This window comes from Microbacterium sp. PAMC22086 (assembly GCF_019443525.1).
GTDB classification, from domain to species: domain Bacteria; phylum Actinomycetota; class Actinomycetes; order Actinomycetales; family Microbacteriaceae; genus Microbacterium; species Microbacterium maritypicum.
Genome location: NZ_CP080380.1, coordinates 3254113 through 3274330, shown reverse-complemented (window position 1 = coordinate 3274330; position 20218 = coordinate 3254113). Strand labels below are relative to the sequence as shown.

Here is a 20218-nt window from a genome sequence, read left to right as displayed (position 1 = left end):
AAGCTGAGGTTCGAAGGGGAGGGTGGACACTGATGGTCCGCACGGTGTCCATCTGGCGCTGGCAGCTCGTCTTCACCGGCAGCATCGTGGCGATCGTCGTCATGATCACCGCTTTCAAGCCCCAGACCTTCGCGAACCCCCTCGTGGTCGCCGGATTCGGTCTCGTCATTCTGACCACGGTGGCGACCCTGGCTGTGCCGTGGCATCGACTCCCGCGCACCGCGGCGACGGCCGTGCCGCTTCTGGATGCGCTCGCCGTGGGGCTCACCACCAACGCCCCCGACATCAGGCTCGGCTTCCTCTGGGTCTTCCCCGTCGTCTGGCTGGCCACCTACTTCACGTTGCCGTGGGTGCTCGGCGGCATCGCCTTCATCAGCGCCACCCTCGTGGCGTTCGCGGATCACAGCGGCGCGCCTGCCGATATCCTGCTGCGGGTGCTCACTCTCGTGATCACGCTGGGCTTCCTCGGGGTGACGATCCGCATCGGCTCACAGCGCTCCCGCGCCGCGCGACGGCTGCTGCAGCGTCGTTCCGAGCAGGTCAATCGTGCGGCTGAGCGGGCCGAGGCCAATCAGCGACGGGTCGTCCAGATCGTCGATGCGCTGAGGGTCGCGCTCGTGGTCGTGAGCACGAGTGGGCGCGTCCTCCAGATGAACGACGCCTACCGTGCGCTCTACGGGCGCGACCGCTTCGGCGCGGCGCTGCCCTCGGCCTCCGTCGAGTACGACGCGCGGCGCGGCACCGCGCTGCCGCCCTCGCGCACCTCGCTGGCGCGGGCCGCCAGCGGGGAGCAGCTGCAGGCCGAGAGGGTATGGCTGTTCGACGGCAGGGGGCAGTGGCGTGCACTCGAGGTGAGCACGCAGTCGATGGCCAGTGCGGGCGAGGGGGAGGACATCACGCTCGTCGTGATCGACGACGTGACGGCCCTGCTCGAGGCCGATGAGGAGCGGCGCGCCTTCAACGCCGTGGTCTCCCATGAGCTGCGCAATCCGCTCACGGCGATCATCGGGCACGTCGACCTGCTCCGTGAGCGCGAAGACCTCCCCGGGCGCGTGCCGGCGCAGCTGGACATCATCGCGCACGCGGGCGAGCGCATGCAGGACCTGGTCGCGAGCATCCTCCAGCAGACGAGTCGCACCGCGCAGGAGCCGTTCGCCCCCGTGGACCTGCGAGAGGTCGTCGACGAGGCCGCAGCCTCGTACGCACCGGTCTTCTCTGGCAACCGGCAGGAGCTGGTCATCGCAGGAGCGACGAGCCTCGTGATCTCCGGCGATCCCTTCCGGCTGCGACAGGTGCTCGACAACCTCCTCAGCAACGCCGCCAAGTACACCCCGGCCGGCGGGCGCATCGACGTCGCGATCGACACGGCCGACACCGGTCAGGCGGAGGTCTCGATCATCGACAACGGGTTCGGGATGACGCCCGAAGAGCTGTCACGGGTGTTCGAGCCGTACTTCCGCGCGGAGCGGGCGGTGCGCGCCGGCATCAGCGGCACAGGGTTGGGTATGGGGATCGTGCGGGAGATCGTGGCTGCGCACGAAGGCAGCATCGACGTCTCGAGCGAGCGGGGGATCGGCACCTGCGTGACACTTCGATTCCCGCCGCGTTCCCCCGAGGAGGTACAGGCGTGAACCCTCTCGTTCCCGTCAACGTCGACATCACCACCAGCATGGTGGCCGTGGTCACGGTGCTCACGGTCATGGTCGTGGGGCTCGGCACGCTCGCCCGTCCGAGCAGGGCGACGGTGGCTTGGGGCGGCGCCTTCGGCCTGGGGATGCTCGGGGCCTACCTCTGGCTCGCCGGCCAGCAGACGGACATCGCGATGCTGCGAGGGGCGGCGTCCGCGCTCCTGCTGTGCTTCGAACCTCTGGTCTGGATCGGTCTGCGGATGCACTTCGGGCGGCGGGCCCGTCGGTGGCCGATCGTCCTGTTCGTCCTGGCCTCTCCCACCCTCCTGGTGACCACGGCCGGCACCGGCTGGTACATGCCCGCGTTCCAGCTCGTCTTCCTCGGCAGCGCCGTCTTCGCGGGTCTGGTGGCCTACGAGCTGCTGCGCGACGGATCGGCCGTCAGAGACATCGTGCTGCCGCTGGCTCTCGCGTCGTGCGGCTTCGTGGTGGTCGCCCTCGTGAGCGCCGCGACCGCGCTGGTCTCCGGTGGTGCCGGCACCGAGGCCCAACTGAGCGCACTGCGGGGGCTCAACGCGGTCGGCACCGTGGTGGTCAGCACCTGCGCGGCGTTCACCCTGGTGCTGCTGGTGCGATCGGAGCAGAAGAAGGACGCTGCCGGTGACATCGCCGAGCGGGCGCGTCGACGGCTGCGCAAGGCCGAGGCGCAGAGCGATCAGCCGTGGTCGATCCTGGACATCCGGCTGGACGATCCCGCCGACCTCCGTGAGGCGTCCACGGGGGCGGCGTTCGCCCTCATCGTCGATCGCTTCCACCAGGACATCGAGGAGACCCTGCCGGCGTCGGCCGATGCCGATCGGGTCGCAGACGGCCGTGCGATGGTCATCATCCGCGGCAGCGACGAGTCGGTTCGCCATCATCTGCGCGAGATCCTGACGCGCATCTCGGTGATCGACACCGAGACCGCGGTGATGGGCATCCGGTCGTCGGCGAGCATCGGTTGGGCGACCGCATCGGTGTTCGGCTACGACTATGACGCCCTCGTCACCGCGGCGGGCAGTGCGGCGGACAGAGCGCGAGCTGCCGGCGGCGACCAGTGGAAGCGGGCCACGGTGGCGGACCTGGCATCCGGCTGAGGTCGACCTTCGACTAGGAGGGTCGGGCTTCCCGGCCCCGAGCGAGGGCAGCGGCGATGGCCTCTTCCGCACCGGCATCGGTCTCGGCAGCGGCGGACACGTTCTCGGCGACGACGGCCTCGATGATCTCGGTGCGCTGGATGCGCGTCTCGCGGGGCGCCTTCACGCCGATCCGCACGCTGTCGCCCTTGATCTCGAGCAGCGTGATCTCGATGTCGCCGTCGATGCGCACGCTCTCACCGATCCGCCTCGTCAAAACCAGCATTCGTTGAGCCTAGTGCTGCGGGGACGACGCCGACCGCAGGAGCGGGGATGTCCCGCACGACCCCGACCGTCTCGATCGTGAGGGCGGCGGCGGTCGCCTCGGTGTAGGAGAGCACGGGAAGGCCGTCCGTCTGCGCCGAGACGAGGCGTCGCACGGCCGGCCGCAGAGACGGCGCGCACACCAGCACCGGCTCGCCGCCCTCGCGCACCGAGGACACGGCCTGTTTCACCGATTCGACCACGGCTTCCATGCGCTGCGGGTCGGCGCCTTCGAGGTTGATCATGGCGATCAGGGCACCGAACGCGAGGACCAGTCCGAGGATGAGAGACGGATCCATCAGAGACCGACCTCGGAAGCGGGGGCGTCTGAATCCGTTCCGGCGGTGCTGATCAGAGCGGCGGCCGTGGCGAGCACTCCGGCGCGGAACCGGGTGATCTGCGCGATCACGTCATCCATCGTCTCGGTGACCACGAAGGTCGCACCGTCGACCATGATGAGCGTCGTGTCCGGCGTTGCCTGGACGCGTTCGATCAGGTCGGGGTTCACCGCGAACCGCGAACGGTTCAGGCGCGTGAGGATGATCATGGGCTCCATCCTGGAAAGATCCGTCCGCGTTCCGGGGAGCGCGGACCCGACGGCCCGTCCTGGGCTGTCGGAGGTGACTGTCGGCTGGAGGGCGTCAGCCGTTAGTCGTGCCCGTGGGGGAGGATCCCGTGAGGGAGGACGATCAGCGCTCGGCGAGAAGCTGGTCCCGCACCTGTCGACGCAGCACCTTGCCGATGAGGGAGCGGGGGAGGTCGTCGACGGCGGTGATGCGGCGCGGCACCTTGTACGGGGTGAGCCGGGTGCGGCAGAAGTCGCGCAGCGCGTCCACGTCGAGAGCAGCGCCGTCGCGGAGAACCACGGCGGCGGCGACCTCTTCCCCGCCATGAGGTCGCGGAAGACCCACGGCCGCGGCGGCCACGACATCGGGGTGCGCGATGAGGGCGTCTTCCACCTCGCTCGGCGACACGTTGAAGCCGCCGGTGATGATGAGCTCCTTCAGGCGGTCGACGATGATCACGAACCCGTCCGAGGAGACCTGGGCGATGTCGCCCGATCGGAGCCAGCCGTCCGGCAGCAGAGCGTCGGCCGTCTCGCCGGGCCGCCCCCAGTACCCCTGGAAGACCTGCGGGCCGCGGATGAGGAGTTCGCCGGGTTCTCCGGAGGGCACGTCGACCGTCGGGTCAGCGGGGTCGACGACGCGGATCTCCGTGCTCGGAAAGGGCACGCCGACGGTGCCGGGACGGCGGGTGGGACCCATCGGATTGCCGAGCGCGACCGGCGAGCTCTCGGTCATGCCGTAACCCTCCACGAGCAGACCGCCCGTCGCCTCCTCCCAGCGCTTCACGGTGGCCACCGGAAGGCTCATCGCTCCGGAGATCGCGAAGCGCACGGTCGAGAGGTCGATGGTCCCCCGGGAGGCTGCGCGGGCGAGAGCGTCATAGATCGGCGGCACAGCGGGAAGGAAGGTGGGAGGCGTCGAGCGCGCCGCCGCTGTGACCAGTCCCAGATCGAACGCGGGGAAGAGCACGAGCCGGGCCCCGATGCTCATCGCGAAGGTGAGGCACAGCGTCATCCCGTACGCGTGGAACAGCGGCAGCACACCGTAGAACGTCTCCTCGCCGTCGACGAGTCCCGGCACCCACGCTCGTCCCTGCATCGCGTTGGCCCGGAGGTTCGCGTGCGTGAGGATCGCTCCCTTCGGGACGCCCGTCGTTCCGCTCGTGTACTGCAACAGGGCGATGTCGTCGAGTGTCGGCGCCGGCACCCGCCCTGAGATCCGCCGGTGATCGGCGAGGCTCTTCCAGGTGACGAGGTGCCGCGCCTTCGGAGTGCCGGTGAGCTTCGCGCGGGCTTCGCGTGCCCGGGGCAGGGGCAGTCGCAGGGCGAGGCGCTTCGACAGCGGCATCGCCGCGGTGATGTCGACGCTCACGATGTGCTCGACCCTGACGTCGGTGGGGAATCCGGCGATCGTGTCGACGGCCTTGTCCCACACGATGGCGACGCGTGCGCCGTGATCCTCGAACTGGTGTCGCAGTTCGCGCGCGGTGTAGAGCGGGTTGTGCTCGACCACGATCGCACCCAATCGCAGGATCGCGTAGAACGCGACGACGTGCTGCGGGCAGTTCGGCAGCACCAGAGCGACGCGGTCGCCGGCACCGACCCCGAGCCGGCGCAGGCCCTCAGCGGCGCGCTCGACCTGCTCTCCGAGTTCCCGGTACGTGGTCACCGCTCCGAAGAAGTCCAGCGCCGGGCGTCGACCGAAGGCCTTCACGCTCGCCGACAGCATCTCCGGCAAGGTCTGCGACGGATCCTCGATCTGGGCGGGGACGCCCTCGGCGTAGGAATCGAGCCAGGGCCGGGAGGCGAGGGGAGAGTCGGGCATGTCTCCATCCTCCCCCGGGATCGCGTTTCGCGGGCGCTGTGCCTCAGCCGACGAACAGCAGGATGATCGACACGGCGACCGCGGCCGCGCCGACGCCGGCCAGGGTGATCCCGAGCACCTGGAGCGCATGGAGGAGGGGGCGTCGGGGTTCGAACCTCATCAGGCGCGGGTGTCGGGCGCTGATGAACGCGTCGGCGTCCTCCCTGCCACGCCAATGGACGGACTCCTCCGCCCGGAGCGGCCGCTCCCAGAAGTCGCCGGCGGTGAACCAGCGGGCGCGCGCCCGGCCGTCCTCCTCCTCGAGGATGACGACCTCGTGGGGCAGCCAGGGACCGTCGTGCACCTTCACCAGCAGCACGATCGTGAGCAGCGGGAGCCCGACACCGAGTCCGACCCATGAGAGGATCTCGGCGATCATTCCGACAGCATCGACCGCGTTCATGACCGCCTCCTTTCTCCCAGAGACGACAGTACCGGCGAAGTCGGGCGTCCTAAGCTGACGATGTTAACGAAGATGTGCGGAATGTGCAGGCGGCGCTGGCAACTATGACCGAGCATTGGCAGCCGCACCGGCTGGCCAGCGTCAACGACTACGACGTCAAGGTCGTGAAGCTGCTCGGAGAGGGCGTCTGACGATCCAGTTGCGCGATCGTGATGTGGTGCTGGGGCCGAACGACGTCTTCGTCGTTCCGAAGGGTGTCGAGCACTGCCCGCGAGCCGACGAGGAGGTGCAGGCGATCCTGTTCGAGCCGAAGGGCACCGTCAACACGGGCGATGCCGGGGGAGAGATGACGTCGGAGCTCCGGGAGCTCGGATAGGTCGCGGGGCACGACCTGCGGCGGTGCGGTGGTGCGGTGGTGCTCAGACCGCGCGGAGCGCGTCGGCTGCGGCCTCCATCGCGTCGGCGTTCAGCGCGAAGTACGCCCACTTGCCGCGCTGCTCTCGCGTGACCAGACCGGCTTCGGTCAGAAGCTTCATGTGATGGGAGACCGTTCCCTGCGAGAGGCCGACGGGCTCGGTCAGGTCGCAGATGCAGGCCTCACCGCCGGACCCGGCGGCGATGAGGGACAACAGTCTGACCCGAGTGGGGTCTCCCAGCGCCTTGAACACCCGGGCGACGCGCTCCGCATCCTCGACGGTCATGGTCGCGGTGACAGGAGGGACGCAGCAGGTGCGGGCTTCGATCGTCGTCGGCAGGGTCACTCGCCCATCCTGTCACGTATTGACAATCTTCGATAGGTGGGAGACAGTCTTCATATTGAAAATTCTCAATCCGAGGAGATGTGATGTCTGAGCTTCCCGTCGTCGTCATCGGAGCCGGCCCCCAGGGCCTCGCCGCCGCGGCGCATCTCGTCGAACGCGAGGAGGACGTGGTCGTCGTCGAGCGGGGCCGTGGTCCCGCGGCCGCCGTATCCGAGTGGGGTCACGTGCGCCTCTTCTCTTCGTGGCCGGAGCTCACGGACGCGGCCGCGCGTCGCGTTCTCGAGCCGACCGGTTGGACCGCACCCGCGGCGGGGTATCCCACGGGGGCGGAGTGGGTGAGCGGATACCTCGCGCCGCTCGCGAAGGTTCTGGGCGAGCGGATCCGGTACGCGACGACAGTCACCGGAATCGCACGTCAGGGACGCGACAAGGTCGTCGAGGGAGGGCGCAGGAGCCAGCCGTTCGTCGTGCATACGGTCGACGCCGATGGTCGGGAATCCCGACTCCTCGCTCGCGCCGTGATCGACGCGAGCGGCACCTGGGGTCTTCCCAACCCGGCCGGGGCCGACGGCTACCCGGCTCTCGGAGAGGCCGCGGCGGCTGGTGCGATCTCCTATCGGATCCCGGCCGATGTCTCGGAACTCGCGGGTTCGCACGTCGTCGTCGTGGGGGCCGGGCACTCCGCCACGCATGCCGTGCTGCGCCTGAGCGAGCTGGCACGGCGCGCCCCGGGAACACGGGTGACGTGGATGCTGCGCCGGGGGAGCGCCGCGAACGTGTTCGGTGGCGGTGCCGGCGACGAACTGCCGGAGCGCGCGGCTCTCGGCTCTCGCGCACGAAAGGTGATCGACGACGGAATCGTCGACCTGGTGACCGGATTCCGCGTCGCCGAGTTCCGGCAGGAGGCCGAAGGGCTGACGGTCATCGCCGAAGACGGGCGCGTCGTCAGGGGCGTCGGGCGCATGTTCGCGCTCACGGGTTTCCGACCCGACCTGCAGATGCTGCGCGAGCTCAGGACCGACCTGGATCCCACGCTCGAAGCCGTCGCCGGTATCGCATCCGAGATCGATCCGAACATCCACTCCTGCGGATCCGTGGGTGCGACCGGGGCGCGTGAGCTCGTGCAGCCGGAGCGAGGATTCTTCATCGTCGGCGCGAAGTCCTACGGTCGGGCGCCGACCTTCCTCGCGCTGACGGGCTTCGAGCAGGTGCGCAGTGTCGCCGCTCACCTCGCCGGCGATCGCGAGGCAGCTGATCGCCGCGAACTCAGGCTTCCGGACACCGGGGTGTGCGGAGGGGCCGGCGACTTCGATGACAACGCGGGCAGCTGCTGCGCCGCCCCCTCCACGCTGCAGATCGGTGCGCGGCCCGTCGTCGTCGGCTGATCGAGCTCGGAGGGAGCGGCGACGAGGGGGCCTCTCCCGGGCCTCGTCGCTCGAGGAGAAGGCAGATACCCGGCACCGGAGTTCACCTCGTCAGCGGCGCCCCGCCAGCATCGAGCCGTTCCAGCACTCGCACTGCTTCACCTGTGCCGTCGTCGCCGGAGATGCACTGCGCGAGTGTTTCTGCACTGTCGGCGTAGCTTTCTGTCGAGACGAGCTCGTCGATGCCCGCTGCGAGAGTCGCCGCTGTCGCTCTCCGCAGCGGAAGAGGGCGCGGCCCGGCCCCGAGCGCGTGCACTCGGGATCCCCAGAACGGCTGGTCTCCCAGCACCGGGCAGATCAGGCTGGGGCGACCCGCCCTGAGACCGGCCGCTGTCGTCCCTGCCCCGCCGTGATGCACGACGGCAGCGACGCGGGGGAAGAGCCACCGGTGCGGGGCTTCGTCGATGACGTGGATGCGCGGGTCGGAGATGTCGTCGAGGCCGCCCCACCCCTTCGCGACGACGGCTCTGACCCCGGCGTGCCGGACAGCCTCGAGGACCGTCTTGCTCCGTTCCGCTGAGGGTTTTCCGAACCCCATGCTCCCGAAGCCGATGTAGATCGCAGGACCGGCTTCGAGGAATTCCCTCAGCGCCGGCGGTGGCGTCCACTCGTCGCTGTCGTTCTCAGGGAACCAGTAGCCGGTGATGTGAGCGGAATCCGGGTAGTCGGCAGGCGGCGGAACCACATGGGGGCTGAAGGGGTAGAGGACCGGTACGCGTTCGCCATCACGGTGCAGATAGTCGCTCATCCGGCTGGTTCGTCGCATCCCCAACGTCTGAGTGCGGAACCGATTGATCATCCCCCCATAGGCGAGGGCCGTGAAGCGGTTGAACTGATAGCTCAGATGGTTGACGGGTCCGGGAAATCGGCGAGCCACGAACGGGATGGCGAAGTCGCGCGTCGGAGTGAGGAAGGGGAGTGGGAGCGAGGCGACGAAGGGAATGCCGAGTCGCTCGGCTATGTGGACTCCGGCCAGCGCCTTCGGGTGAGACACGATGACGGTCGGATCGACCTTCTGCGCCACCGTCCACTGCTCGGAGAGGGAGCGTCGCATCGCCTGTGACATGCGCCGGGCGAGCGTCGCTGCTTCGACAGGACCCCGTGAGTCCGCCATCAGTGCTCGCATTTCATCGTGCATCGCGTCGCCCATGGGTTCGAACCGGATGCCACGTCGCTCGAGGTCTTCTCGGTAGACGCCGGGCGCGGACAGGGTGACCGCATGCCCCTCCCGCTGAAGCCGTGATGCAAGGGCGACGTAGGGGTCGACATCACCTCGGGTGCCCAACGTGAAGATGAGTGCGCGCATCGACTCAGCCGTTCACGTCGCGGTGGCGGAGCGCACGCGCTCATGTGGCGATGTCGGGTCGTTCTCTCCCTTGTCCGAGCTCGGGCCGCTGTGCCCGCCCAGCGCTTCCTTCGCAGCGACGAGCAGACGATCGTCCGAGTAGAGACCGTGCGTGTACAACTCCAGCACAGGGATGGTCGAGCGCTCCAGCAACGAGGTCGTCAGCGAGCTCTCTCCGAAGGCCCGGGCGAGGTGGCGACGCAGGATGACCGGCCCCAAGCCGTAGAGCGTGATGTACACGGCTGTCGCTTCGAGATCGGACTGCTCGCGCATCGTTCCAGCCGCGACCTGTTCTCGGAGCATCTCTCTGGTACCGGCGAGGAACGTGTCGAAGAGCCGGTCGGACGCGGTGGAATCGTCGACCAGCATCCCGGCGAGGTAGTCCAGGGCGACGCTGCGCTTCTCCAGCGAATCCAGCGCCTCTCGCAGCAGGCGTGAAGCGTCCGCACCGGTCATGCCGTCGCGCTCGGAGAGGAACTCGCTCACGACGTGCGCGTCACACGCCTCCCGCAGCCCATCCTTGCTTCCGAAGTGGTGCAGGATCAGAGCCGGGCTCACGGCAGCGTCCTGTGCGATCTGACGCAGGCTGGTGCCAGCGAAACCCTGCTGGCCGAACCGTGTGATCGCCGCGTCGCGAATGCGCGCTCTGGTCGTGAGGTCTGCGGATGCTGAACGCATATTCAGAATGCTAAACGAATGTTCAGCGAAATCCAGCCACCATGCGAGGGGTGGAAAGCGCCGAGACGCCCTCCACCCCTCGACCGTCGTGGGGTCAGCCCGCGGCGGGGGCGATCTCGTTGGGCGTCACGTCGAGCTCGGTGCTGGCGAGCACCTTGCCGGTGGTGAGGTCCACAGCATGAACGCTGTTGGCGGCAGGCTCGGTGACGTACGCGATGTTCCCGGCGACGACGATGGCGGGGTGGGCGTCCTGCCACTCGGCCGGACCTTCCCACGCCTTCACGACCGGGAAGCTGTCGGTGATGTCACCGGACTCCGGATCGAGCACATGGATGGCACCGTCGCTGCTGAGGATGTAGGCGAGGTCCTTCGGCCCGCGGACGATGTCGCGGAACGTGTACTCGACGCCCTCGGGAAGATCGACGACCTCGAGGGTCTTGGCCGCGGTGTCGATCAGCGTCATCCCTCAAGTCCCTGAAGAATCAGCCGGGCGCCCAAGTGGTGCGCCGCCGGGGCAGAGTGTTCGTCATCAACAAGCTCAGCCCGCGCTTCAAGGGGCGACAGGGGTGAGTGCGACGCGAAGGGGCCCGGCGGAATGATCCGCCGGGCCCCTTCGCCGTGCGCCTCGTCGACGTGATCGCGACGGTGCCGAACGGATGAGACGGGGCGTCTCAGATCTGGGCGAGCTGTGCGAGGAACTCGTCGGCCATCGCCACCTGGCTCGCGAGCTTCGCGCGACGAGCGCCGGCCTCGTCGCGGAGCGCGCTGAGTCTTGCGCGCAGCTGCTCATCCTCGGGTGTATTGACCAGGGCGTCGACGACGTCGAGGAGCGCCCGCATCTCGTCCAGCGAGTAGCCCAGGGGTTTCATCCGTCGCACGATCATGAGTCGTGCGACGTCCCTCGGCGTGTAGAGCCGGAACCCGCCCTCCGTGCGACCGGAGGGAATCACCAGTCCGACGTCCTCATAGTGGCGAAGCGTGCGGAACGACAAGGAAGTCTGTTCGGCCACTTCGCCGATGCGCATAGTCTGCACGTTCTCCACTGATCCGCCTTCGTCGATTCGTCAGCAAACCTCACGTTACGTTAGAGTCTGCGAGTGTGCCCCTTCGGCATCCCCATTCTTCCGCGTCGAGCTGTTCGGCGCCTGCGTGTCCGCGCGCGTATCGCCGCTCGTTCGCGAGCCCGACTCAGGAGAGCACATTGACTGCTGTCATTCCGACCAAGGACAGCGCATCGCGCTATCGGATCGAACCCACCGTGCTGCAGGCGCTGCGCAGTCCCAGGCTTCTCACCCGCGAGGTCCTCGCGGGCCTCGTTGTCGCGTTGGCGCTGATCCCCGAGGCAATCGCCTTCTCGATCATCGCCGGCGTCGACCCCCGGGTGGGTCTGTTCTCCTCCTTCGTGATGGCGGTGGCCATCGCGTTCCTCGGTGGCCGCCCGGCGATGATCACCGCGGCGACGGGAGCCATCGCGCTCGTGATCGCCCCGGTGGCCCGAGAGTACGGGATGGACTACTTCATCGCCACGGTGCTGCTGGGTGGGCTGATCCAGATCGTGCTGGCCCTCCTCGGCGTCGCCAAGCTCATGCGCTTCATTCCTCGCTCGGTCATGGTGGGCTTCGTGAACGCGCTCGCGATCCTCATTTTCACCGCTCAGCTGCCGCAGCTGTTCGGCGTGCCGTGGCTGGTGTACCCGCTGGTCGCCGTGGGGTTGGCGATCCTGTTCCTGATGCCGCGCATCACGAAGGTGGTCCCGGCTCCGCTGGTGACGATCGTGCTGCTGACAGCGGCCGTCGTGGTGTTCGGATGGAGCGTGCCGAACGTGGGTGACCAGGGTGAGCTTCCGCAGAGTCTGCCCGAACTCTTCATCCCGGAGGTGCCATTGACCCTGGAGACACTCGGGATCATCGGCCCGTTCGCTCTCGCCATGGCGGTCGTCGGCCTGCTCGAGTCGCTCATGACGGCGAAGCTGGTCGATGACATCACGGACACCCACTCCCGCAAGACGCGCGAGGCGTGGGGCCAGGGCGTGGCGAACGTGCTCTCCGGTGCCTTCGGCGGAATGGGCGGATGCGCGATGATCGGCCAGACGATGATCAACGTGAAGGCCTCGGGCGCGCGCACGCGCATCTCGACGTTCCTCGCCGGTGTCTTCCTCCTCGTCCTTGTTCTCGCGCTCGGCGACGTGGTGGCGATCATCCCGATGGCGGCGCTGGTGGCTGTGATGATCCTCGTTTCCGTCGCGACCTTCGACTGGCACAGCATCCGCCCCTCGACGTTGCGTCGGATGCCGAAGAGCGAGACGGCCGTCATGCTCATCACTGTCATCGCGACGGTGTGGACGCACAACCTCGCTATCGGCGTCATCCTCGGAGTGCTCGCCGCGATGGTGATGTTCGCCCGACGGGTCGCACACTTCGTCACCGTTACGCGCACTGTGGTGGACGAGGAGGGGATCGCTGCCGCTCGCTACGAAGTCGTCGGGGAGCTGTTCTTCGCGTCGAGCAACGACCTGACGACCCAATTCGCGTACGCGGAAGATCCGGACCGGGTCGTCGTCGACATGACCCGGTCGCACATCTGGGACGCCTCGACCGTTGCTGCTCTCGATGCCGTCGTCACCAAGTACGAGCGCCTCGGCAAGTCCGTCACGATCCATGGCCTCAACGACACCGCGGCGGCGTTCCGTCAACGGCTCACGGGCAATCTTGGGACAGGGCACTAGCAGGCGGCAAGGTGACGAACACGTGAACTCCTCCGTCGGAGATTGCAGGGGGTATCGATGAGTGTCAATATAGACACATGTCGATTCAACAGGTTGAGCTGGTCATCATCGGGTCCGGCCCTGCGGGGTACACCGCGGCCGTGTATGCGGCGCGCGCGGGTCTTTCCCCTGTGGTGCTCGCCGGGTCCGTGACCGCAGGCGGCGCGCTGATGACCACGACCGAGGTCGAGAACTTCCCCGGGTTCGTCGATGGTGTGCAGGGGCCCGAGCTGATGGAGTCGATGCGCGCGCAGGCGGAGCGCTTCGGCGCCCGCATCCTTCTCGACGACGCGGTCCTGGTCGACCTCGACGGCCCCCTCAAGACCGTGGAGACGGGCTCCGGCGAGACCTTCCTCGCTCGCGCCGTCATCCTGACGATGGGCTCCGCCTACCGCAAACTCGGCATCGCGGATGAGGAGAGACTCACCGGCCGCGGCGTCTCGTGGTGCGCCACCTGCGACGGCTTCTTCTTCCGCGAGCAGGAGATCGTCGTCGTCGGCGGCGGGGATTCTGCGATGGAGGAGGCGCTGTTCCTCACCCGCTTCGCCTCGAAGGTCACCGTCGTGCACCGTCGGGGTGAGTTCAGGGCCTCGAAGATCATGGCGCAGCGCGTGCTCGACCACCCCAAGATCGAGATCGCGTGGAACAGCGAGGTCGCAGGCCTCATCGGTGCGGAGAAGGTGGAGGCGGTGGAACTGCGCGACACCGTGGCCGGTGCCGAGCGGAAGCTGCCTGCTACGGGAGTCTTCGTCGCGATCGGGCACGATCCGCGCTCCGAGATCGTCGCCGGACTCGTCGACACGGATGCCGACGGCTACGTGCTCGTCGAGCACCCCTCCACTCGCACGAACGTGTCAGGAGTCTTCGCCGCCGGTGATCTGGTCGACCACACCTACCGCCAGGCGATCACCGCCGCAGGCACCGGATGTGCTGCAGCGCAGGATGCGCAGCACTACCTCGCGGCTCTCGACGAGGCAGAGCCCGTCATCGCCGAGAAGCGGGAGGCGCTCCTCGCATGAGCACGGCGACCGTACCCACCACCGCACCTTCCGTTCGCCGCCTGTCGACCCTCGACCGGTGGCTGCCGCTCTGGATCGGCCTGGCCATGATCGGCGGCATCGTCATCGGCCGCTTCATCCCCGGCGTCTCCGACCTCCTGGCCCGCCTCGAGGTCGGTGGGATCTCGATCCCGATCGCCCTCGGCCTGCTGGTGATGATGTACCCGGTGCTCGCGAAGGTCCGCTACGACAAGGTCGCCGCCGTCACCGGCGACAAGAAGCTGCTGCTCTCGTCGCTGGCGCTCAACTGGCTCGTGGGCCCGGCGCTGATGTTCGCCCTCGCGTGGGCGTTCCTGCCCGACCTGCCCGAATACCGCACGGGCCTCATCATCGTGGGGCTCGCGCGCTGTATCGCCATGGTCGTCATCTGGAACGACCTGGCCTGCGGCGACCGCGAGGCCGCGGCCGTGCTCGTCGCCATCAACTCGGTCTTCCAGGTCGTCGCCTTCTCGCTGCTCGCCTGGTTCTACCTCACCGTCCTTCCGGGTTGGCTCGGACTCGACTCACAAGGGTTGGACATCTCGATCGGACAGATTGCGCTGAACGTCCTGATCTTCCTCGGCATCCCCCTCGTCGCGGGATTCGCCTCCCGCTTCATCGGGGAGCGTACGAAGGGACGCGACTGGTACGAAGACAGCTTCCTCCCGAGGATCGGCCCCTGGGCGCTCTACGGCCTGCTGTTCACCATCGTGCTGCTGTTCGCCCTGCAGGGTGAGCAGGTCACGAATCGTCCGTGGGATGTCGCCCGGATCGCACTCCCGCTGCTGGCGTACTTCGCGATCATGTGGTTCGTCGGCCTGTTCACCGGCAAGGCGCTCGGCCTCGGATACGCACGATCGTCGACCCTGGCGTTCACCGCCGCCGGCAACAACTTCGAGCTCGCGATCGCCGTCGCGATCGGCACGTTCGGTGCGACATCCGGCCAGGCCCTCGCCGGAGTCGTCGGCCCGCTGATCGAAGTCCCTGTTCTCGTCGGACTCGTCTATGTCTCGCTCTGGGCCGCCCGGCGCTGGTTCCACACCGACCCGTACACCGCTGAGAGGATCTCGTCATGAATGTCACCCCGACGACCGCAGACGACACTTGCAGTCCCGTCGCCACGCATGCGATCGGGCAGGAGGCTGCCTCCTCGGTTGCTGCAACGTTGAAGGCTCTGTCGGATCCGCTGCGGCTGCGGATGCTGTCGGCCATCGCGTCCGACCCGCGCGGAGAATCGTGCGTGTGCGACCTCGCCGAGCTCGCCGAGGTGTCGCAGCCGACCGTATCCCACCACCTCAAGGTGCTCAAAGACGTCGATGTCCTCACCTCCGAGCGGCGAGGAACCTGGGTCTGGTACCGGATCACCCCGGGCCGGCGCCGCGCGGTCACGGCATTGCTGGACTCGTTCGCACCAGCCACGGTCGCGCCCTGGAGCGTCTCCGCCGACGACGGGGGGCGGCGCCCCGACTTCGACGCGCGCGTCACCCGTCTTGCCCAGGAGCTTGCCGCGGAGGTTCCGGAGCTGGATTCCGACGTCGTGCTCACGACCGTCCGCGAGTCGTACACGGCGCTCGCGCGCAGCGCCCGCGTCACCTCCGCTCTCGTGCCGCTCACGGAGCGCTTCGCGCGTCAGCGCCTCGCCGACCTCACCCGCGATCGCGATGCCGCGGTCCCGCAGGTGCTCTTCGTCTGCGTCGCCAACGCGGGGCGGTCGCAGCTCGCCGCCGCGCTCGTCAACAAGCTGGCGGCCGGCAAGGTCGTGGCTCGCTCGGCAGGATCGGCCCCCGCCGACGTCATCCACCCGCACGTCCGCTCGATCCTCGCGGAGATCGAAGGCGACCTGGCCGCCGAGCGCTTCCCGAAGCCCCTCACCGACGACGCCGTCCGTGCGGCCGACGTCGTCATCACCATGGGGTGCGGCGACGTCTGCCCGATCATCCCCGGCGTCCGCTACGACGACTGGGCCGTCGGCGATCCCGCCCTCGCTTCGCGGGAGGGCGTCGAAGCCATCCGCGACGACATCGCCGCACGCGTGCGCGCGCTCGTCGACGACCTTCTTCCCTGACCACATCTCTCACCAGGAGTCTCAATGACCGACACGACCACCACGCCCTCCGTCCTCTTCGTCTGCGTGCACAACGCCGGACGCTCCCAGATGGCAGCCGGGTTCCTTCGCGACATCGCGGGCGACCGCATCGAGGTCCGCTCGGCCGGCTCCATGCCCGCCGACCAGATCAACCCCACCGCTGTGGAAGCGATGGCGGAGCTCGGTATCGACATCACCGCCGAGCAGCCCAAGGTGCTCACGACCGAGGCCGTGCAGGCGTCTGACGTCGTCATCACGATGGGCTGCGGCGACGCGTGCCCGTTCTTCCCCGGCAAGCGCTACGAGGACTGGAAGCTCGACGACCCGGCCGGCCAGGGGATCGACGCCGTGCGGCCGATCCGCGACGACATCCGGGCGCGCATCGAGCAGCTGGTGAGCGAACTGCTCTGACCACAGGTGACGGCGCGGCGGCTCGTGGTCTCACGCGCCGCCGCGCCGCCCCACGGCTCAGCGCTTCAGGTTCGTGAGCTCCTGCAGCACCTCGTCGCTGGTGGTGATGATGCGGGCGTTCGCCTGGAAGCCGCGCTGCGCGACGATCAGGTTGGTGAACTCCTGCGACAGGTCGACGTTGGACATCTCGAGCGCGCCGCTGATGATGCCGCCCAGGCCGTCGGTGCCCGCCTGCCCGAGCGTCGGCTCGCCGGAGTTGCCGCTCGGGCGGTACTGCGAGGAGCCGGCCTTCTCGAGTCCTCCCGGGTTGACGAACCCTGCCAGGGCGACGCGGGCGAGCACCTCGGTGTCGCCGTTGCTGAAGGTGCCGACGAGGTTGCCGTCGTTCATCAGCGCGTACGAGCTCAGCGTGCCGGCCGGCTTGCCGTTCTGCTCCTTGATCGCGACGTCGCTGACATCCGCGAACCCGGTGACGGCGGAGAGGTCGACCGTGACACCGCCGGAGACGATGGAGGAGGCCGCCGCCTGCTTGCCGTCGGTGAACGTGAGAGCGGTGTTCGTGCCGCCCGGCTCGGTGACGCTCCAGCCCGTGGCGGTGCGGGTGAAGGTGAGGCGCAGCGACGTGGCCGTACCCTCGGCGTCGTAGGTCTTGATGTTGCGCACCAGCTGCTCGCCGACCGCTGCCCCGGAGGGCAGGTTGCCGGTGACGCGGGCGAGCATGGTCTGGTGCGAACGCAGACCCGAGATACCTGCGAACAGAGAGCGGAGCATGGTGATGCCTTTCTGGAAGGGACTGGTCAGGACTGCGAACGGGGGGCGAGGGAGACACCGGAGACGGCGTCGAGAGGGATGGATGCGTCGCCGATGGTGACGAGCGGGACAGCGCCGGCGTAGGAGACCGAGGTGACGATGCCCTTCTGGGTGACGCCCTTCTCATCGACGTACTGCGCTTCGTGGCCGATCAGCGCGGCGGCCGTCTGGCGCATGCTGAGCGCGAAGCTCTCGGTCGAGGTCGCCGTGAGCGCGGTGAGCTGCTCCATCGAGGCCAGCTGGGTGGTCTGCGAGATCATCTCGTTGGTGTTCATGGGCGAGCTCGGGTCCTGATTGGTCAGCTGGGTCACCAGGAGTTTCAGGAAGACCTCCGAGTCGAGCGTCTTCTTGCGCTCGGTCGGGGGCGTCGTGCTGCCCGTCTGCACTCCGGAGGGCGGGATGGTGCCGGAGATGGGGTCGACCGTGGTCATGGATTCCTCTCGGATCAGGCGAAGACGTCGATGCCGCCGTGCGGCGAGATGAGGGGGACGGGGGATGCCGGATCGGTCGGCGATGTCAGGTCGGTGGACGCTCTGTCACCGGACGAGGGATGTGCTGCGTCTCGGCCTCTCGCGTCGGCGGCTCCCGGCTCACCGCTGTTCGTTCCGGTCGTGGCACCGTTGGAGGAGCCGGTCCCGCCTCCGGTGCTGTTGTGGGCGGAGTGCTGCGGGTTCGAGGATGCGGGTCTGTCGTCCGAGGCCGACAGCAGGAGCGAGGCCTGCGGTGCCGCGGCTGCGAGGTCGCGGCGCAGGTCGACGAGGATCGCACGCAGCGCCTCGCGACCGAGGTCGTTCGGGGCGTGCAGCTCGATGTGGATGGCCCCACCCGAGATGTGCGCGCGCACCGTCACAGGACCGAGGTTCTCCGGCGACACCGTCAGGGTGAGGCTGTGGTCTCCGTCCGGAGCCTGCGCGAGCGAGATCACGGGTGCGGTGATCTGCGGGAGCAGTGCCGGCCGTGCGGCGGCGACAGCGGCCGGGGCTGCGGCGGCGACGGGCGTCGGGGGAGGAGCGATCTGGACGGGCCGGCGCTGGCGGCACCTCCATGACGCATCCAGCGATCGATGAGTACACCGCTCAGTGGCCTGCCCTGCGATGACATGACGGGGCGTTTCGCAGTCCAGGTTGCGCAGCGGCCAATGACGGAGCGAGCACGTCATTGTCATCCCATTCACCCCGTGGGGCGGTACGCTTACTTTCTCCCAACGCACGCGACAGAAATGGTGATCTGATGACTGAAGAGAGCAACACCTCGACGTCCGATAACTATCCTGACGGCATCGTCAAGCCTGGCGGGCTCGGCAAAGACAACACCATTCCGGCCGATCCCGACGGAGTAGCAGCAGGTTTCACCGGTTCCCCCTCTCACTTCAATGCCGAGGAAGATGAATCCGCCGAGAAAGAAAACTGAACGCCGTAGGCGCTAGGCCTCTACCCGCGCGTAGTTTTCGCTAGAAACCGAGCGCTAGTGCAGTGCTCGGCTGATCTGAGAAGAGACGATCGTATGGTCGACCGCGCTGAAACGAACGAACGTGCCCGTGCGCGAGCTCGTAAAAAAATCCTCGACGCTGCGATCGAGATCTTCGACGATCGCGGGCTCAAGCATCGAGCGAATCACGGACCGCGCCGGTGTCGCCCAGGGTTTGGCGGCTCTTCCCAGATGAGGGTGTAGGTCAGCCGGGCGCGTCGGTCCGCAGATAGACGTCGAGGTCTCCCGACGATGGAGGTTCCTACGCCATCCGTCCGAAAGACCTCGACGTGCCCGACGCTACCCCGCCGGCCGGCTTCGGCCGCCCTGACCTGACCGCCTTCGCGGCTCATCCCAGTCGACCCTGATCGAGTCTGCTGACCCCCTCGACGAGAACGCGGCGACATCACAGCCACCCAACCCCGACCGTCCGGGAAGCCGGGGCACGTCACATGACCTGCGCTGCGGGCGTGTCGAGTGGGTCGTCCAGGGGCGACGCAGGAGCGTCGACGCGACGTGCTGAGAGGTGGTTCCAGTCGAGCGCTAGGACACCGGCTACAGGCATGGCGATAGGTCAGGAACGGCGTCGCTCCCTGCGCAGGAGGGAGCGCAGAGTCTCGGCGTTTGCGTAGCCGACCCGTAGCGCGATCTCGGCGGAGGTGAAGTCCGTGGTTGCTGAGAGGTGCCGAGCTCGTTCGATGCGAAGCCGTTGGACGAAGCCGAGCGGAGTGAGGTTGAGCGCCGCACGGACTCGTCGTTCGAGGGTGCGCCGGCTGGTGCCGAGCGACTGCGCGACGAAGGCGACGTTGAACGGTTCGTCCAGGCGGGCGCGCACGAAGCGTTCGAACTCGACGACGATCGGGTCCTCGTGCCGGAGATGTTCGTAGGCGACGAAGGCCGCCTGCGACGGACGCTCGTCGATGATGAGGAGCTTGGCGACATGTTGGGCCAGGTCGGGGCTGATCGATCGCACGAGTGAGAGCGCGAGGTCGATGTGGGCGAACGCGGCGCCGGCGGTGACGAGGTTCCCGTCGACCACGACCATGGTGTCGAGATCGAGGGCGACGGTCGGATAGCGCTTCCGGAACTCCGGCCCCAGGAACCAGCTGGTCGTCGCCCGCCGATGATGCATCCGTCCGGTCTCGGCGACGGCGAACACGCCGGTGCACGCCGCGGCGATCCGGGTGGTCGCGTCGTCGAGGCGCCCGAGTGAGGCGATGACCGAACGAGCATCTCGGCTCTGGAGGGCGTCGTGGGTCGCGGCGGCCGTGAGGGTTCCAAGCGCAGGGACGACGACCACGTCGAACTCTCCGGACTCCGGCAGCGGGTGGTCCACCGACAGGGTCATCGATGCCGTCGTGGTCACTCGCCGTTTCGGTCCGAGGATGGCGAGTTCGATCGGGTCGATCCGCGGGTCGACATCGCCGCGGGCTCCGTCGGCCACCCGCACGATGTCGATGATCGACGCGATAGCCGAACCGAAGCAGCCGTCGATCGCGATCAGTCCGATACGCATGACGTAAACAATAGCAATAC

Annotated in this window: 25 protein-coding genes; 11 read left to right on the top strand and 14 right to left on the bottom strand. The window is 68.1% G+C overall.

Annotated features, from left to right (window positions below):
• The first annotated feature begins 32 nt into the window (after positions 1 to 32).
• Together KY497_RS16245 and KY497_RS16240 are read left to right on the top strand one after the other, a co-directional pair.
• Positions 33 to 1631, top strand: coding sequence for a cell wall metabolism sensor histidine kinase WalK (locus KY497_RS16245; protein ID WP_219869519.1), 1599 nt, complete (start codon positions 33 to 35; stop codon positions 1629 to 1631).
• Complete coding sequence (locus KY497_RS16240) at positions 1628 to 2764, top strand: hypothetical protein (RefSeq protein WP_141387868.1); 1137 nt, start codon at positions 1628 to 1630, stop codon at positions 2762 to 2764. The genes KY497_RS16245 and KY497_RS16240 overlap by 4 nt, the downstream gene beginning before the upstream one ends.
• Before the next feature lie 13 nt (positions 2765 to 2777).
• Here the strand turns inward: KY497_RS16240 and csrA are convergent, their stop codons facing one another.
• The 5 genes from csrA to KY497_RS16215 all read right to left on the bottom strand — a co-directional run bounded on the left by csrA (position 2778) and on the right by KY497_RS16215 (position 5899).
• Entirely contained in the window at positions 2778 to 3029 is a 252-nt protein-coding gene (gene csrA, locus KY497_RS16235; protein ID WP_055870247.1) for a carbon storage regulator CsrA, read from the bottom strand.
• On the bottom strand, positions 3001 to 3366 hold the full coding sequence (locus KY497_RS16230) for a flagellar biosynthesis protein FlhA (protein ID WP_258185765.1): 366 nt from the start codon (positions 3364 to 3366) through the stop codon (positions 3001 to 3003). The genes csrA and KY497_RS16230 overlap by 29 nt, the downstream gene beginning before the upstream one ends.
• Positions 3366 to 3614 (bottom strand): flagellar FlbD family protein, encoded by a 249-nt coding sequence (locus tag KY497_RS16225; protein ID WP_055870268.1) that lies wholly within the window; start codon positions 3612 to 3614, stop codon positions 3366 to 3368. Before KY497_RS16225 ends, KY497_RS16230 begins: the two co-directional genes overlap by 1 nt.
• Positions 3615 to 3756: 142 nt before the next feature.
• On the bottom strand, positions 3757 to 5457 hold the full coding sequence (locus KY497_RS16220; RefSeq protein WP_219869518.1) for a long-chain-fatty-acid--CoA ligase: 1701 nt from the start codon (positions 5455 to 5457) through the stop codon (positions 3757 to 3759).
• 43 nt (positions 5458 to 5500) lie between these two features.
• A complete protein-coding gene (locus KY497_RS16215; RefSeq protein WP_055870274.1) occupies positions 5501 to 5899 on the bottom strand; it encodes a hypothetical protein in 399 nt (132 codons plus the stop codon).
• A 199-nt stretch (positions 5900 to 6098) separates the two neighbouring features.
• Here KY497_RS16215 and KY497_RS16210 point away from each other — a divergent pair, with 199 nt between their 5' ends.
• A complete protein-coding gene (locus tag KY497_RS16210; RefSeq protein ID WP_375140917.1) occupies positions 6099 to 6275 on the top strand; it encodes a hypothetical protein in 177 nt (58 codons plus the stop codon).
• A 43-nt stretch (positions 6276 to 6318) separates the two neighbouring features.
• Here the strand turns inward: KY497_RS16210 and KY497_RS16205 are convergent, their stop codons facing one another.
• Positions 6319 to 6600, bottom strand: coding sequence for a helix-turn-helix transcriptional regulator (locus KY497_RS16205; protein ID WP_055871175.1), 282 nt, complete (start codon positions 6598 to 6600; stop codon positions 6319 to 6321).
• Between the two features lie 143 nt (positions 6601 to 6743).
• Here KY497_RS16205 and KY497_RS16200 point away from each other — a divergent pair, with 143 nt between their 5' ends.
• Positions 6744 to 8045, top strand: a complete 1302-nt coding sequence (locus KY497_RS16200) for an NAD(P)-binding domain-containing protein (RefSeq protein WP_219869517.1) — start codon at positions 6744 to 6746, stop codon at positions 8043 to 8045.
• A gap of 82 nt (positions 8046 to 8127) precedes the next feature.
• On the opposite strand, the gene KY497_RS16195 is transcribed toward KY497_RS16200, so the two are convergent.
• From KY497_RS16195 to KY497_RS16185, 3 genes are all read right to left on the bottom strand, one after another.
• Positions 8128 to 9390, bottom strand: coding sequence for a glycosyltransferase (locus KY497_RS16195; protein WP_219869516.1), 1263 nt, complete (start codon positions 9388 to 9390; stop codon positions 8128 to 8130).
• 12 nt (positions 9391 to 9402) lie between these two features.
• On the bottom strand, positions 9403 to 10107 hold the full coding sequence (locus KY497_RS16845; protein ID WP_258185764.1) for a TetR family transcriptional regulator: 705 nt from the start codon (positions 10105 to 10107) through the stop codon (positions 9403 to 9405).
• Positions 10108 to 10201: 94 nt separating this feature from the next.
• Positions 10202 to 10570 (bottom strand): hypothetical protein, encoded by a 369-nt coding sequence (locus KY497_RS16185; protein ID WP_229779045.1) that lies wholly within the window; start codon positions 10568 to 10570, stop codon positions 10202 to 10204.
• Between the two features lie 11 nt (positions 10571 to 10581).
• Between KY497_RS16185 and KY497_RS16180 the strand changes: the two genes are divergently transcribed.
• A complete protein-coding gene (locus KY497_RS16180; RefSeq protein ID WP_219870370.1) occupies positions 10582 to 10677 on the top strand; it encodes a 50S ribosomal protein L36 in 96 nt (31 codons plus the stop codon).
• Positions 10678 to 10778: 101 nt separating this feature from the next.
• Here KY497_RS16180 and KY497_RS16175 read toward each other — a convergent pair whose 3' ends face one another.
• Positions 10779 to 11132, bottom strand: coding sequence for a MerR family transcriptional regulator (locus tag KY497_RS16175; RefSeq protein ID WP_141387902.1), 354 nt, complete (start codon positions 11130 to 11132; stop codon positions 10779 to 10781).
• A 176-nt stretch (positions 11133 to 11308) separates the two neighbouring features.
• On the opposite strand from KY497_RS16175, the gene KY497_RS16170 reads away from it, so the two are divergent.
• From KY497_RS16170 to KY497_RS16150, 5 genes are all read left to right on the top strand, one after another.
• Positions 11309 to 12832, top strand: a complete 1524-nt coding sequence (locus KY497_RS16170) for a SulP family inorganic anion transporter (protein ID WP_219869515.1) — start codon at positions 11309 to 11311, stop codon at positions 12830 to 12832.
• Positions 12833 to 12909: 77 nt separating this feature from the next.
• The gene (gene trxB, locus KY497_RS16165; protein WP_219869514.1) at positions 12910 to 13890 is read left to right on the top strand and encodes a thioredoxin-disulfide reductase; all 981 of its coding nucleotides are present in this window, start codon (positions 12910 to 12912) and stop codon (positions 13888 to 13890) included.
• Complete coding sequence (gene arsB, locus KY497_RS16160) at positions 13887 to 14984, top strand: ACR3 family arsenite efflux transporter (protein WP_219869513.1); 1098 nt, start codon at positions 13887 to 13889, stop codon at positions 14982 to 14984. Before trxB ends, arsB begins: the two co-directional genes overlap by 4 nt.
• A complete protein-coding gene (locus KY497_RS16155) occupies positions 14981 to 15973 on the top strand; it encodes a metalloregulator ArsR/SmtB family transcription factor (RefSeq protein WP_219869512.1) in 993 nt (330 codons plus the stop codon). Before arsB ends, KY497_RS16155 begins: the two co-directional genes overlap by 4 nt.
• Positions 15974 to 15997: 24 nt before the next feature.
• Complete coding sequence (locus tag KY497_RS16150; protein ID WP_017828242.1) at positions 15998 to 16405, top strand: arsenate reductase ArsC; 408 nt, start codon at positions 15998 to 16000, stop codon at positions 16403 to 16405.
• A 57-nt stretch (positions 16406 to 16462) separates the two neighbouring features.
• Here the strand turns inward: KY497_RS16150 and KY497_RS16145 are convergent, their stop codons facing one another.
• The 3 genes from KY497_RS16145 to KY497_RS16135 are packed head-to-tail and all read right to left on the bottom strand — an operon-like array spanning position 16463 to position 18374.
• Positions 16463 to 17176 carry a flagellar hook-basal body complex protein gene (locus KY497_RS16145; protein WP_308813123.1) on the bottom strand — a complete coding sequence of 238 codons (714 nt, stop codon included), beginning with the start codon at positions 17174 to 17176 and terminating at the stop codon, positions 16463 to 16465.
• Positions 17177 to 17202: 26 nt separating this feature from the next.
• Entirely contained in the window at positions 17203 to 17646 is a 444-nt protein-coding gene (locus KY497_RS16140) for a flagellar hook assembly protein FlgD (protein WP_055870313.1), read from the bottom strand.
• Between the two features lie 14 nt (positions 17647 to 17660).
• Entirely contained in the window at positions 17661 to 18374 is a 714-nt protein-coding gene (locus tag KY497_RS16135; RefSeq protein WP_219869511.1) for a flagellar hook-length control protein FliK, read from the bottom strand.
• Positions 18375 to 18445: 71 nt separating this feature from the next.
• Here KY497_RS16135 and KY497_RS16130 point away from each other — a divergent pair, with 71 nt between their 5' ends.
• Positions 18446 to 18625 carry a hypothetical protein gene (locus KY497_RS16130; RefSeq protein WP_141388300.1) on the top strand — a complete coding sequence of 60 codons (180 nt, stop codon included), beginning with the start codon at positions 18446 to 18448 and terminating at the stop codon, positions 18623 to 18625.
• A gap of 631 nt (positions 18626 to 19256) precedes the next feature.
• On the opposite strand, the gene KY497_RS16125 is transcribed toward KY497_RS16130, so the two are convergent.
• Positions 19257 to 20198 carry a GlxA family transcriptional regulator gene (locus KY497_RS16125; protein ID WP_219869510.1) on the bottom strand — a complete coding sequence of 314 codons (942 nt, stop codon included), beginning with the start codon at positions 20196 to 20198 and terminating at the stop codon, positions 19257 to 19259.
• Positions 20199 to 20218: the final 20 nt, after the last annotated feature.

Excerpts from the sequence above, each read along its gene's own strand:
- KY497_RS16245 (WP_219869519.1), top strand. The coding sequence starts at position 33 with ATGGTCCGCACGGTGTCCATCTGGCGCTGGCAGCTCGTCTTCACCGGC.
- csrA (WP_055870247.1), bottom strand. The coding sequence starts at position 3,029 with ATGCTGGTTTTGACGAGGCGGATCGGTGAGAGCGTGCGCATCGACGGC.
- KY497_RS16230 (WP_258185765.1), bottom strand. The coding sequence starts at position 3,366 with ATGGATCCGTCTCTCATCCTCGGACTGGTCCTCGCGTTCGGTGCCCTG.
- KY497_RS16225 (WP_055870268.1), bottom strand. The coding sequence starts at position 3,614 with ATGATCATCCTCACGCGCCTGAACCGTTCGCGGTTCGCGGTGAACCCC.
- KY497_RS16220 (WP_219869518.1), bottom strand. The coding sequence starts at position 5,457 with ATGCCCGACTCTCCCCTCGCCTCCCGGCCCTGGCTCGATTCCTACGCC.
- KY497_RS16215 (WP_055870274.1), bottom strand. The coding sequence starts at position 5,899 with ATGAACGCGGTCGATGCTGTCGGAATGATCGCCGAGATCCTCTCATGG.
- KY497_RS16205 (WP_055871175.1), bottom strand. The coding sequence starts at position 6,600 with ATGACCGTCGAGGATGCGGAGCGCGTCGCCCGGGTGTTCAAGGCGCTG.
- KY497_RS16200 (WP_219869517.1), top strand. The coding sequence starts at position 6,744 with ATGTCTGAGCTTCCCGTCGTCGTCATCGGAGCCGGCCCCCAGGGCCTC.
- KY497_RS16195 (WP_219869516.1), bottom strand. The coding sequence starts at position 9,390 with ATGCGCGCACTCATCTTCACGTTGGGCACCCGAGGTGATGTCGACCCC.
- KY497_RS16845 (WP_258185764.1), bottom strand. The coding sequence starts at position 10,107 with ATGCGTTCAGCATCCGCAGACCTCACGACCAGAGCGCGCATTCGCGAC.
- KY497_RS16185 (WP_229779045.1), bottom strand. The coding sequence starts at position 10,570 with ATGACGCTGATCGACACCGCGGCCAAGACCCTCGAGGTCGTCGATCTT.
- KY497_RS16175 (WP_141387902.1), bottom strand. The coding sequence starts at position 11,132 with ATGCGCATCGGCGAAGTGGCCGAACAGACTTCCTTGTCGTTCCGCACG.
- trxB (WP_219869514.1), top strand. The coding sequence starts at position 12,910 with ATGTCGATTCAACAGGTTGAGCTGGTCATCATCGGGTCCGGCCCTGCG.
- arsB (WP_219869513.1), top strand. The coding sequence starts at position 13,887 with ATGAGCACGGCGACCGTACCCACCACCGCACCTTCCGTTCGCCGCCTG.
- KY497_RS16155 (WP_219869512.1), top strand. The coding sequence starts at position 14,981 with ATGAATGTCACCCCGACGACCGCAGACGACACTTGCAGTCCCGTCGCC.
- KY497_RS16150 (WP_017828242.1), top strand. The coding sequence starts at position 15,998 with ATGACCGACACGACCACCACGCCCTCCGTCCTCTTCGTCTGCGTGCAC.
- KY497_RS16145 (WP_308813123.1), bottom strand. The coding sequence starts at position 17,176 with ATGCTCCGCTCTCTGTTCGCAGGTATCTCGGGTCTGCGTTCGCACCAG.
- KY497_RS16140 (WP_055870313.1), bottom strand. The coding sequence starts at position 17,646 with ATGACCACGGTCGACCCCATCTCCGGCACCATCCCGCCCTCCGGAGTG.
- KY497_RS16135 (WP_219869511.1), bottom strand. The coding sequence starts at position 18,374 with ATGACGTGCTCGCTCCGTCATTGGCCGCTGCGCAACCTGGACTGCGAA.
- KY497_RS16130 (WP_141388300.1), top strand. The coding sequence starts at position 18,446 with ATGACTGAAGAGAGCAACACCTCGACGTCCGATAACTATCCTGACGGC.
- KY497_RS16125 (WP_219869510.1), bottom strand. The coding sequence starts at position 20,198 with ATGCGTATCGGACTGATCGCGATCGACGGCTGCTTCGGTTCGGCTATC.